At 40.1% G+C, this 13,236-nt stretch carries 8 protein-coding genes and 2 pseudogenes; 1 reads left to right on the forward strand and 9 read right to left on the reverse strand.

Annotated features, from left to right (window positions below; all coding sequences use genetic code 11):
* Window positions 1–50: 50 nt before the first annotated feature.
* From ACGEDC_RS03215 to pnp, 6 genes and pseudogenes are all read right to left on the reverse strand, one after another.
* Window positions 51–908 carry an outer membrane protein OmpK gene (locus ACGEDC_RS03215; RefSeq protein WP_394496398.1) on the reverse strand — a complete coding sequence of 286 codons (858 nt, stop codon included), beginning with the start codon at window positions 906–908 and terminating at the stop codon, window positions 51–53.
* Window positions 909–1,271: 363 nt separating this feature from the next.
* Window positions 1,272–2,534 (reverse strand): NupC/NupG family nucleoside CNT transporter, encoded by a 1,263-nt coding sequence (locus tag ACGEDC_RS03220; protein ID WP_065108653.1) that lies wholly within the window; start codon window positions 2,532–2,534, stop codon window positions 1,272–1,274.
* Window positions 2,535–2,711: 177 nt separating this feature from the next.
* Entirely contained in the window at window positions 2,712–3,476 is a 765-nt protein-coding gene (locus ACGEDC_RS03225) for a TatD family hydrolase (protein WP_372037567.1), read from the reverse strand.
* A gap of 278 nt (window positions 3,477–3,754) precedes the next feature.
* A pseudogene (gene prfC / locus ACGEDC_RS03230) lies at window positions 3,755–5,337 on the reverse strand (peptide chain release factor 3).
* Window positions 5,338–5,586: 249 nt separating this feature from the next.
* Window positions 5,587–6,497, reverse strand: a pseudogene (gene nlpI, locus ACGEDC_RS03235) (lipoprotein NlpI).
* A gap of 276 nt (window positions 6,498–6,773) precedes the next feature.
* The gene (pnp, locus tag ACGEDC_RS03240) at window positions 6,774–8,876 is read right to left on the reverse strand and encodes a polyribonucleotide nucleotidyltransferase (RefSeq protein ID WP_055023717.1); all 2,103 of its coding nucleotides are present in this window, start codon (window positions 8,874–8,876) and stop codon (window positions 6,774–6,776) included.
* A gap of 377 nt (window positions 8,877–9,253) precedes the next feature.
* Between pnp and ACGEDC_RS03245 the strand changes: the two genes are divergently transcribed.
* Window positions 9,254–11,290, forward strand: coding sequence for a putative bifunctional diguanylate cyclase/phosphodiesterase (locus ACGEDC_RS03245; RefSeq protein WP_119968457.1), 2,037 nt, complete (start codon window positions 9,254–9,256; stop codon window positions 11,288–11,290).
* 138 nt (window positions 11,291–11,428) lie between these two features.
* On the opposite strand, the gene rpsO is transcribed toward ACGEDC_RS03245, so the two are convergent.
* The 3 genes from rpsO to rbfA form a co-directional block, all read right to left on the reverse strand.
* The gene (gene rpsO, locus ACGEDC_RS03250) at window positions 11,429–11,698 is read right to left on the reverse strand and encodes a 30S ribosomal protein S15 (RefSeq protein ID WP_055023715.1); all 270 of its coding nucleotides are present in this window, start codon (window positions 11,696–11,698) and stop codon (window positions 11,429–11,431) included.
* Window positions 11,699–11,831: 133 nt separating this feature from the next.
* A complete protein-coding gene (gene truB / locus ACGEDC_RS03255; protein ID WP_394496403.1) occupies window positions 11,832–12,776 on the reverse strand; it encodes a tRNA pseudouridine(55) synthase TruB in 945 nt (314 codons plus the stop codon).
* Complete coding sequence (rbfA, locus tag ACGEDC_RS03260) at window positions 12,776–13,216, reverse strand: 30S ribosome-binding factor RbfA (protein WP_394496405.1); 441 nt, start codon at window positions 13,214–13,216, stop codon at window positions 12,776–12,778. The genes truB and rbfA overlap by 1 nt, the downstream gene beginning before the upstream one ends.
* Window positions 13,217–13,236: the final 20 nt, after the last annotated feature.

Genomic DNA, 13,236 nt, shown 5'->3' on the forward strand with positions numbered 1-13,236 from the left:
TGCAATAAATATGGAGCCACATAATGTGGCTCCAAAGCTTACAAATTAGATTAGAACTTGTAAGTAGCTGTAAAGTAGTGCGCGAAACCTGTAGTTTCTAGACCAACACTTCCACCGCCATCTTCCAATAAGTAAACATCTTGGTATGCTTTAAGGCCATAACCTAATGCGTAGTTATCTGAATGCCAGTGTAGACCGAAGTAAGCAGCACCACCACTAGTAGTTTGTGGTACGAAATCATTACCGTATTTTTCATCAGCACCAAATTGGTAATCAACATAACCTTGGAAAGATACGAAAGTACCGTTGTCAAAGTTTAAAACAGGCTTGAACCAGTTAGCAGAGAATTGGTAACCATTCCACTCTTTAATGTTCAAGTCATAGTATCCGTATAAGTTCATGCCAGTTTTACCTAACCATGGAACCATAACGTCAGCACCAAGACCTACTGATACATTATTTACATCATTTGTCTCATTACCGAATTCGTCAGTACCACGGATAGCTCCGCCACCCCAGTTAAATAACGTTGAGATGTAAACTTCTTGCACAGGACCGAATGATAAATCTTTACCGGTAATAGCATCTAAAGAGAAACGAGGAGCAAACTTCATGAACATTTTGCTTGCACCGTTGTTTTTATCACCGTAGTCACGGTTAGTAATGTTGAATACATCAACATAACCATATAAGTCAACGATACCAGCACGGCCACCAAATTCCATTTCTAAGTAGTCATGGCCATTGTCAGTAGAACCGTCACGTGGAAGCTCATTTACTGCATACATAGCATTAAACTGCATCCAGCTATAATCGCCTTCACGCAAATTTGTACGATCAGCTGCAACAGCTGAAGCAGACATAGTAGCTAGTGTAGCTGCTAAAGCTAAAGTTTTAACGTTTTTCATTATCAACCCCATTGATATATTTATTTTACCACCTTCGTGGGTGGCGATTTTTATAAACGTTTGCATTGTACATAGATTGGATAAAAGCTCAATAATATTTGGTAAAAATACGAATACTTAATCCCAAAATGTGAACAATATCTCTACTTTCCACTAACAACTCAGAACATTTATGACTAATAAACTGCATTTTTTGAGTAAAGTAATATAAAAAACTGGTGATTTAACAAAGCAAGTCATATGCCAGCCAACGAGCTAGCGAGATTAAACTTCGATTAACTTAGGTAAAAAAACCTAAAAAAAGCTGCTATTACCGAGGTAACAACAGCCTTCATTTACTCAACTCAAGGTTGTCTTAGACAATTAAATCGCTAAGAATAAACCAGCTAGAGTCGCACTCATTAAGTTAGCTAAAGAACCGGCAATAACAGCACGGATACCTAGTCTAGCTAAGTCATGGCGACGGCTAGGAGCCATTGCACCTAAACCACCTAATAGAATTGCAATAGAAGATAAGTTAGCAAAACCACATAATGCGAATGAGATAATCGCTTTGGTTCTGTCAGTCATCATCATGCCTGTTTCTGCTACGACTTGGTAACCTTCAGCTGATGCATCAAGTAAGTAAGGAGCAAAGTTAAGGTATGCTACGAATTCGTTAACAACAATCTTTTGACCGATGAAAGAACCAGCAACTAATGCTTCGTTCCAAGGTACACCGATTAAGAATGCTAATGGCATGAAGATGTAACCTAAGATTAGCTCTAAAGTAATACCTTCAAGACCGAACCAACCTGTTACACCACCGATGATACCGTTGATCATTGCAATCAAACCAACGAAAGCAATCAACATTGCACCAACGTTAAGTGCTAAATGCATACCAGATGAAGCACCTGCAGCAGCCGCGTCTAATACGTTTGCTGGCTTGTCAGGATCTTCTGGAAGATCTGACATTTCGTTTTTAGCTTCTTCAGTTTCAGGATGCATTAACTTAGCCATCATAAGACCACCTGGAGCAGCCATGAATGATGCAGCAACTAAGTACTCAATCGGTACACCCATTTGCGCGTAACCAGCTAATACTGAACCCGCGATTGATGCTAAACCACCAACCATGATTGCGAATAATTCAGAGTTAGTCATTGTCGCGATGAAAGGACGTACAACTAAAGGAGCTTCAGTTTGACCAACGAAGATGTTAGCCGTTGCAGACATAGACTCTGTACGGCTAGTGCCTAATGCTTTTTGTAAACCACCACCGATAATACGGATGATCCACTGCATGATGCCCAAGTAGTAAAGAACTGCAATTAAAGAAGAGAAGAATACGATAACCGGAAGTACGTTTACCGCGAAGATGAAACCAACTTTAAATTGGGCTAAGTCGCCAAATAAGAAGTTAATACCATTTTGAGCGTAACCAATTACGCTAGATACTGCGTCAGAAACACCTTTTAAAATGTCTTTACCAACTGGAACGTATAAAACAAAACCAGCAAAGAATGCTTGAATTGCTAAAGCGCCACCAACAGTACGAACATTAATAGCTTTTCTGTTGTTTGATAGTGCATAACCGATTGCTAGTATGGTAACCACCCCAACTAGACTCATTAGTATATCCATTAATCATCACCCTTATTCATGTTAACGATTTGTATAATTGTTGTTAACTCACCTATTTTCCGTTAATGATTATAACTGAGGAGCAGATGAAAATCGTGGATTAGATCATACTTTTAGAGTTTAATTTCAGGATCTTATGAAACATTAATATTTATTAATAACCATGTTTAAAAAAAATTACGACAGCTCAAACAGTTGGGAGAAGTTTTTATTCAATCGTTCTAATATAAAAACAGTTGTTTTTTTCTGTAAATTTGCGATCTCAGAGGCCACATTTGGCAAAATAAGCGGAGTATTTCGTTTTTCGGTTGCATTATAGGGGGTCATGCTAGGCGAGTCTGTTTCAATTATGAAATGTTTAATATCCAATTCAGTGATCGTTTTTCTTAACTTTTTGGCTTTTGGGTTGAGTAATAAGCCACCAATACCCAATTTATAACCTAGTTCAATATATCGACTTGCCAACTCTGGCGCACCGTAAAAACCATGAATAACGCCCCCTTTGGGATTAGGGAATCGGTTTAATAATGACAATAACTCTTGGTGACATTTCACTCCATGAAGAATCACTGGGTACTCCATGTTAATTGCAATTTTTAATTGTCCAGATAACAGCTGTTGCTGTCTATCAAAGTCTGGTTTTAGCTTATCTAATCCGCACTCACCAACGGCTACAAGTCTGTCCTTTACCGCATGTTTGGCGAGCATATTCTCCAGTGATACGAGTGATGCGTTAATGTCTTCGGGAACATACCAAGGGTGAATACCCAAAGCAAAATAGCAATGATATTGCTGTGCTATCGCTAATTGATTTTCCCAATGCTGTTCACTAATCGCAGGGATTAAAGCCGAGTTAATTCCTTTTAATGCCATAGCATTAAATAATTCAGCCCTGTCATGATCAAAGTCAGCAAGATCTAAATGTGCATGAGAATCAATCATGTATATCTCTCCCTTTGACTAAAATCATTTATACATCAGGTAAATATTAATCGTCGATGCTAAGTTTAACCTATCAAAAATGGCTTAAAGGATACTGAATGCTAAAAGCTTATCGCACACAAATAATGAAATAGTCGATGCTGATAAGTATATCTTGCTCCAAAATATACTGATTATTCCGTTTATACAAACCGATTTATTTGGCCTATTTGAGCATAAAAAAAGGCGGAAAATCCGCCTTTAATATTCATCAATACCGACTCTTTAGAGTTTATGGATTAATTTTCTCGTGTTTTGGCAAACTCAACATCTGCGTAGCGTTCCATTGATAAATTCAGATTTACCATGGTAGGTGCGATATACGTTAAGTTATCGCCACCATCTAGTGCCAAGTTTGCACTGCACTTACGACGGAACTCTTCTAGCTTACGCTCGTCTTTACAATAAACCCAACGGGCTGTCGACACACTAATGCCTTCATAAATCGCTTCTACGTTGTACTCGCTCTTAAGACGGCCTACAACCACTTCAAACTGCAGCACACCAACAGCGCCAACAATAAGGTCATTGGTATCAAGCGGTCTAAATACCTGCACAGCGCCTTCTTCAGCTAGCTGCACTAAACCTTTAAGCAATTGCTTTTGCTTCAACGGATCTTTTAAGCGAATACGGCGGAACATTTCAGGAGCGAAGTTAGGAATACCCGTAAACTTAAGCTTCTCACCTTGTGAGAAGGTATCACCAATTTGAATAGTACCGTGGTTATGTAACCCGATAATATCACCAGGGTATGCTTCTTCTACTTGCTCACGGTCACCCGCAACAAAGGTTAACGCATCAGAAATGCGCACATCTTTGCCGGCACGAACATGGTGCATTTTCATGCCTTTCTGATATTTACCAGAAACAATACGCATAAACGCAACACGGTCACGATGTTTAGGGTCCATGTTAGCTTGAATTTTAAATACAAAGCCGCTGAACTTTTCATTTTCAGCATGGATATCACCCATTTCCGTTGCACGAGGTTGTGGCTTAGGAGCCCACTCTGTTAGACCATCAAGTACATGATCAACACCAAAGTTACCTAATGCTGTACCAAAAAGACCGGTGAAAGTTCACCTTTCAAAAAAGGCTCAAGTTCAAACTCATGTGAAGCACCAATAACCAGCTCTAACTCTTCACGTAATTGCTCAGCCAGCTCACTACCAACGGCTTCATCTAAATCTGGATTTTCAAGCCCTTTAACGATACGGACTTCTTGAATCGTATGACCTTGACCAGATTGATAAAGCACAGTTTCATCACGCAGAATATGGTAAACACCTTTGAAGGATTTACCACAACCAATTGGCCAAGTAATTGGAGCACAGGCAATTTTCAGCTCATTTTCTACTTCGTCCATCACTTCCATAGGATCGCGAATATCACGGTCACATTTGTTCATGAAAGTGACAATCGGTGTGTCACGAAGTCGAGTAACTTCCATCAGTTTACGTGTTCTATCTTCAACACCTTTAGCTGAGTCAATGACCATTAAACATGAATCAACTGCTGTTAAGGTACGATAGGTATCTTCCGAGAAGTCTTCGTGACCAGGTGTATCAAGTAGATTTACTAAGCAATCACTATAAGGAAACTGCATCACAGACGTCGTGATAGAAATACCACGATCTTTTTCCATTTCCATCCAATCAGACTTTGCGTGCTGCTTTGATCCACGACCTTTTACAGTACCTGCAGTTTGGATAGCTTGTCCGAATAAAAGAACTTTCTCGGTGATAGTCGTTTTACCGGCATCGGGATGCGAAATAATCGCGAAGGTACGACGTTTATCGACCTCGACTGTGTGAGCTGACATGAGTTACTTTGCCCTAGCATAAATAAAATGGCGCAAATTATAGCGTTTCCGAGGATAGTTGGCTAGGTAAAGTCTTGAGTATTGGTGAGTCAAAACTAAAAGCTGATTGACGATGTCAGTGAAGTTTGAACTAGACTAGCTTTGATGCAGAATTTGAACTAGAAAATCTGAGCTAATAAATCTTAGCCCTGAGGGGTAAAAAGAAAAAGGCCGATAATAACATTATCGGCCTTTTAAATATTCACTCAATTAGTTTGTTTGAGCCGATTCTTGTTCAATTAATTGCTGCTGCGCTTGAGCAAGTTCGATTCTTGCATAGCGATGCTCTACAAAATCATAAATATTAGTTGCCAAGCTCAATCGATAGTAATCAATAGCAAGTTGGTAATCTTGTTGCTCTACTGCTTTTTTGGCAATGTAAAAATAAGCTTCACATAAGCGCTCAGAATATTCTTTAGGCTGGTTTAAATTGACCTTAGCAGCCTCAAAAACCTGCTCTTTAGTCATTTTACCTAAGTAGTAGTCAACTAACACTGACGACCAAGCCTGATCATTCAATGACTGACGATTTTCCGCTAATGCTAGCTGTGCAGACTCTGTATCTCTTGGTGAGTCGACTAGATATAACCACAAAGCACGGTAGCCATCAGAAGGATCCTTTCGTAAAAAGTCTTTCATGTCTTGAGCGGCTAATTCATAACGCTCGCCGTAATACAAAGCAATACCACGGTTCAAATAGGCGTAATCATATTCAGGTGATAACTCAAGTACGCCATCAAATGACTCATAAGCACTTTCAAACTCCCCTCTTGGGTGTAATAAATCCCTAAGAAGTTATAAGCATCGGCTAAATTAGGCTGTAGTTTAATGGCTTGATGAAAATCTATTCTTGCAAGTAAACGTAAACCAACGCTGTCATATATTACGCCACGATCATAATGAAAACGCGCTCGTTGTTCAGGCGTTAGTTCCATCGTGCCAAGAATTTCATTTAATTTGGCTAAGGTTACTTCAAGTTTGTAGTCTGGGACATTTGGCGCAACCATGATTTTGCCATTCGCTGCACTATCGGCACTACCAGATAAAGAGGCACAACCTGACAATAACAAACTGGCACCCACACATAATGCGACAACTGTGGTACGTAATTTCTGTTCCATTTAAATACCTTATCAGGTTCTATAATTACTTTGCATCATATCAACCAATCTCCATAAGGGCTATGCAGATACCAATAAAATTTCATTTACCAGCATAACTGATGATATAGCCAGCTTTAGAGTTAATAAGCTACGGTTGAAATTGATAATTTACAAGACTTGCTCAACGTATTCATTCAATATCCATAACGTCTACATTAAGCGTTTGTCGACAAATTATAGGCACAAAAAAGGAGACCCGAAGATCTCCTTTTAATTAAAGCTTGGTGTCAGATATTATTCTGCAGCTGCTTCTTCTTTAGCGTTCGCTTCTTTGATAGAAAGTCTTACACGACCTTGACGGTCAACTTCCATCACTTTAACGTCAACTTCTTGATTCATTTCAAGATGGTCAGAAACGTTAGCAACACGTTCTTCACTGATTTGTGAGATGTGAACTAAGCCATCTTTACCAGGTAGGATATTAACGAATGCACCGAAATCAACGATACGGATAACCTTACCTTTATAGATGCGACCCACTTCAACTTCAGCAGTGATTTCTTCGATACGACGAATAGCTTCTTTCGTTGCTTCACCGTTTGAAGATGCAATCTTCACAGTACCGTTGTCATCAAGTTCAATTGTTGTACCCGTTTCTTCAGTAAGTGCACGGATAGTCGCACCACCTTTACCGATAACGTCACGGATCTTCTCAGGATTAATCTTGATAGTCGTGATACGTGGAGCGTGATCAGAGATATCTTCTCGTGCGCCACCAATTGCTTGGTCCATAACGTTAAGAATATGAACACGTGCGCCGTATGCTTGTTGCAGTGCGATGTCCATGATCTCTTTAGTGATACCTTCAATCTTGATATCCATCTGCAGAGCAGTAATACCGTCACGAGTACCCGCTACTTTAAAGTCCATGTCACCTAAGTGATCTTCATCACCTAAGATATCAGAAAGAACCACAAAGTCGTCGCCTTCTTTTACTAGACCCATTGCGATACCAGCAACAGAAGTCTTGATAGGTACACCCGCATCCATTAACGCTAATGAAGTACCACAAACAGAAGCCATAGAGCTTGAACCGTTTGATTCAGTGATTTCAGATACAACACGAACACTGTATGGGAATTCTTCAGCAGAAGGCATAACAGCATTGATACCACGCCAAGCTAATTTACCGTGACCAATTTCACGACGCTTAGGCGAACCAACCATACCTGTTTCACCAACAGAGTAAGGAGGGAAGTTGTAATGAAGCATAAAGCGATTAGTACGCTCGCCCATGATGCTGTCAATTTTTTGAGCATCACGTTCAGTACCTAAAGTACAAGTTACTAATGCTTGAGTTTCACCACGAGTAAATAAAGAACTACCGTGTGTACGTGGAAGTACACCCGCTAATACGTTTAATGCGCGAATCATATCTGGTTCACGACCGTCGATACGTGGCTTGCCACTAATAATACGACCACGAACTACGTCTTTTTCAAGACTACCTAATAAGTTGTCAACTTCACGAGTATCAACATCAGGATTTTGAGCAATCAATGCTTCTTTAGCAGCCGCTTTAACTACGCCAACTTGAGCATAACGGTCTTGCTTAACTTCGATTTGGTAAGCCGCAGTCATGCCTTCTTCAGCTAACTCTTTAATTTGAGCTACTAAATCTTGATCTTGTACTGGAGCAGTCCAATCCCAAGTAGGTTTACCCGCTTCAGCTTTGAATTCTGCAATAGCTTGAACAACAACTTGCTGCTGGTCGTGACCGTAAGTCACAGCTCCTAGCATGATTTCTTCAGCTAATGATTTTGCTTCTGATTCAACCATCAATACAGCTGATTCAGTACCAGCAACAACTAAGTCAAGGTCACTTTCAGCAACTTGATCAACTGTTGGGTTTAATAGATATTCGCCATCAATGTAACCAACGCGTGCTGCGCCGATTGGGCCATTAAATGGGATACCTGAAATAGAAAGCGCAGCTGAAGTACCAATCATTGCAACCATATCTGGTTCAATTTGTGGATCAACTGAAACTACCGTAATGATTACTTGAACTTCGTTTTTAAAACCGTTCGGAAATAAAGGACGAATTGGACGGTCGATTAAACGAGCAATCAGTGTTTCATCTTCAGAAGGACGACCTTCACGCTTGAAGAAACCACCAGGGATTTTACCTGCTGCGTAGGTTTTTTCTTGGTAGTTAACTGTTAATGGGAAGAAGTCACGGCTTGGATCCGCTACTTTTTTACCAACAACAGTTACTAAAACTGTTGTATCGCCCATGCTCGCTAAAACTGCAGCATCTGCTTGACGTGCAATAACACCTGTTTCTAAGGTGACGGTATGTTGACCATACTCAAAACTCTTTACAATTGGATTCACGTGACCCATTCCTTAATTATTGACCTTTAAATTACGCGCACAAGTATACTGCAATTTTTTACAATAGTTAAAGCGCATCGCAATATACCGCTAAAAAATAATTAAATTTACCGAAAATGAAGCCGATAACAGCCATTGTAAATACTTGCATTTGATGACAGCAGGATGACAAAGCCGCTCAAAATTGCTTAACTGCTTGAAGCACCTCTCTTGTTGAGGAAGGTTATCGCTATAATTAATGACATTTAATCTGATTTTGTCTAAAGTGAGATGATGCGAAAGCGACATAAATTAATAAGTGATTAGGCACAGCAGATTTACTAACTAATCGATATCTTCTCTATGAAACTGTAATAAAAACAAATGGAATCGTTTGAATGACACCAAGGTTTAAATCTCTGACATGGAAGCAAACTAACTTAGTTGTATTTACTGCTTTGTTTTTTGCGATTGCCATTTTTGTTGTCGAGATAGCTTTAGTTGTCGTCACAACCAAACAGCAGCTTACCGCCTCTCAAGAAGAGTTACTTAATTCAGTAGAACAAACTGCCTCTAATGCAGTTTGGGCACTAGATGATAAACAAACCGAACAAACCTTAGAGGGTATTATCAAAATTGATAATATTAGCTCTGCAGTCATTACCTTAGATGATGGTAGCCTTTTCGTAACAGCCAGTAATCAACCAAAACAATTCTCTGAAAACTACGACAATTTAAGCCACTTTTTATTTAAAGACTTAAATGAGATTTCACGACCGCTATACCGCCCTTTTTATTTTGAAGGCAATAAAAAACAGCAACTGATTGGAACGCTTACCATCTTTTACAACACACAAGAGATGACCAATAACCTATTTAATCAGTTACAACTCGGCTTTATTGCTACGTTAGCACGAGCTTTATTACTCACCTTAGTATTAACTATCGTTTTCCACCGCTTTTTGACTCAACCCATTGCCCAAATTAGTGAAGCAATTGATAAAATAGACCCAGATTTACCCGATGAAAACTTACTGCCTATGGCTAAGGCTCACAAAGATGATGAGCTTGGGCTAGTGACCTCAAAGTTCAACCAGATTTTATTACAGTTTAGTCAGACTCAAAATAAACTCAGAAAAATGGCAACTCGGGACCCATTAACCAGTTTGCCTAACCGCACCTTATTGCTCGAAACTTTGGATGTAACCATTCAACGAGCACGGGTTCACAAAAGACACTTTGCACTACTCTTTATCGATTTAGACCGCTTTAAAAACGTGAATGATTCATTGGGTCATGCTATTGGGGATCAATTCCTCGCACGTGTCGCGAGGATTTTAGAAACCGTTGTAGGTGACAGAGGCAGCGTAGCAAGATTAGGTGGCGATGAGTTTGTCATTGTCGCTGATGATATAGAAACACCAGATCAAGCAGCTGACTTCGTCGATAAACTGCAAAAACAACTAAATGCGCCCGTACAACTTAACGAGCACGCCATTCACCCTGCGGCATCAATCGGTATCTCTATTTATCCTGAAGATGGCCCTGGCGCAGAGGATCTTATTCGACACGCTGATATCGCTATGTACAGTGCTAAAGCTGCTGGTTCTAATCAATGGGCATTCTTTAAGCAACAAATGACCGAGAATGCCGCTGTGAGGCTCAAAACAGAAGCCTCACTACATGACGCCCTGAAGCACAATGAATTCTTATTATACTTCCAACCTAAACTCGATCTAAAAACGAATCGAATTATGGGGTGTGAAGCACTTATCCGTTGGCAAAAGAATGGCGAACTCGTGCCGCCGATGTCTTTCATACCTATCGCAGAAGAAACGGGGATAATCATTCCTATAGGCCGCTGGGTTATCGAGCAAAGCTGTAAGGTCATTCGTGAATGGGAAAAGAAATACAATTATGCCATTCCAATAGCAGTGAATGTGGCATCGCAGCAGTTTGCTGATGCCAGTTTGGTTTCTGACATAAAGCAATTAGCGCTTAGATATCAAATTCGTCCTGAACTCTTAGAAATTGAGATAACTGAGACCTCTTTGATGAATGATGTCGATCAAGCAATTACTAAACTGGAGCAGCTAAAAAGTGCAGGGTTTGGTATAGCGGTTGATGATTTTGGTACAGGGTATTCATCATTGTCATACTTAAGACATCTGCCTATTACAACGATGAAGATTGACCGAGGGTTTGTATCTGATTTACCCCATGATGCATCAATTGCTTCAACCATTTTGATGTTAGGTCAGCAACTGAATTTAGATATTGTTGCAGAAGGTATTGAGAACCAAGAACAACTCACTTGGCTTCAGCAACATAATTGCCAAATTGGCCAAGGCTTCTTTTTCAGTAAGCCCTTACCGCTAGACGAGTTTGAAGCGCAATATTTTACTGAAATGAGTATGCCGTTAGAACAGGTTTAAATGCCAGCGACTTGCTTTTAAAAAAAACGTAAAGCGATGATGTATGACTAAATTGGACATAATAAAAAAGGAGGCTTAAGCCTCCTTTTTTACGGTTAGAATTTGACTATGTAAACACAATCAAATTAAACATCGTTATTAACGACGTAAACCTAACTTCTGGATAAGAGCAGTATAACGAGCTACGTCTTTACGCTTTAAGTAAGCAGTAAGTTTACGACGTGCGCTAACCATACGTAATAGACCACGACGTGAATGGTGATCATGGATGTGCTCTTTGAAGTGACCTTGCAGATGGTTAATCTGTGCAGTCAATAAAGCAACTTGTACTTCAGTTGAACCAGTGTCGTTTTCACCACGGCTGTATTCAGCTACGATAGCTGCTTTTTGTTCATTACTTAGTGACATATTTATCTCCAGAAAAAATTAAATTAACTCTAGCCAATCACTAACTCAGCCAGAGGGGGCGACATTCTAACTATATTCAGTCACTATCGCAATAAAAAACACTTAACAGTCGATAAAAGCTAGTAATTAATGATTATTCTGCACTGTGATCAACAACTAGACGCTTAGGAGCCAGCAAACCATCATCATTCATGGTGCCAATTCCGATAAAGCGACGCTGCTCACCTAACGTCATTCTGACCAATTCACCTGCTTTTAAGCCTGCAGCCTGAACAGGCTGACCTTGCAAAATAAATTGCTCACAAGCATCCGGTAAATTAACTTCAGTGAAGTTTGCTACAGCAGTGTCCATCGGCAACAACAAATCATCTAACACGCTAAAAGAAGACTCATCTTCTTTATCGAAGTGTTCAGCTAATTCAGTTAACTGCTCAAGCGTCACCATTTTCTCATATGGATAGCCTGCAACTTGGGTTCGTCTCAGCATAGTGACATGTGCGCCACAACCTAGCATTTCACCTAAATCATCAATGATGGTACGAATGTAGGTGCCTTTTGAGCAATGAATATCAAGTGTTAAGTCATCGCCTTCTAGGCTAACAAATAGCAACTCAAATACGGTAATAGGACGGGCTTCTCGAGGAACCTCAATGCCTTCACGAGCATACTTGTATAAAGGCTGCCCTTGATACTTTAGTGCAGAGAACATTGAAGGCACTTGCATGGTATCACCACGAAAATGCTCTAAAGAATCCTCTAACAGCTTTTGCTCAAACTTAACCGGTCGGATCTGAACAACTTCACCATCAGAATCACTTGTGTCTGTTCTTTCACCTAATTTAGCTGTCACCAAATAACGCTTGTCCGCATCTAAAAGGTGTTGAGAGAACTTGGTTGCTTCACCTAAGCAAACGGGTAGCATACCTGTGGCTAAAGGGTCTAAAGCACCTGTATGGCCTGCTTTATTGGCGTTATAAAGACGTTTGACGCGTTGCAAAGCATGGTTAGAACTGATGCCAGTACCTTTATCTAAAAGTACGATGCCATTAATAAAACGACCTTTGCGACGACGAGCCATTAATCTTTATCCTCAGTTTTATCTTCTGATGCATCAACATCGTCAGAGCCTAACTCATCTTGTCTTGCTTGGTCTTGCTTAGCTTTGTCTTGTGTAATCACTTGGCTCACTAAGTTAGACATGCGCATGCCTTCAACTAACGAGCTATCGTATACAAAACGCAGCTCCGGCATAACACGCAGTTTCATTCGACTTGCAACCAATGTTCTCACATAAGGCGCAGCCGCTGTCAGAGCTTCAATTTTTTGTTCTACCAACTCTTGATCTTCTTCGAAGAAAGTCACAAAAACTTTCGCAAAGCTTAAATCACGAGAGACATCAACATCGTTTACTGTCACGAAGCCGATACGTGGATCTTTCATGTCGCGCTGTAAAATCATCGCTAACTCTTGCTGGAGTTGCTGTGCAATACGGCGTGTACGACTAAATTCTTTTGCCATAACATTAATACCTTATAGCT

The organism is Shewanella sp. ENK2, from assembly GCF_043568515.1.
GTDB lineage: Bacteria > Pseudomonadota > Gammaproteobacteria > Enterobacterales > Shewanellaceae > Shewanella > Shewanella japonica.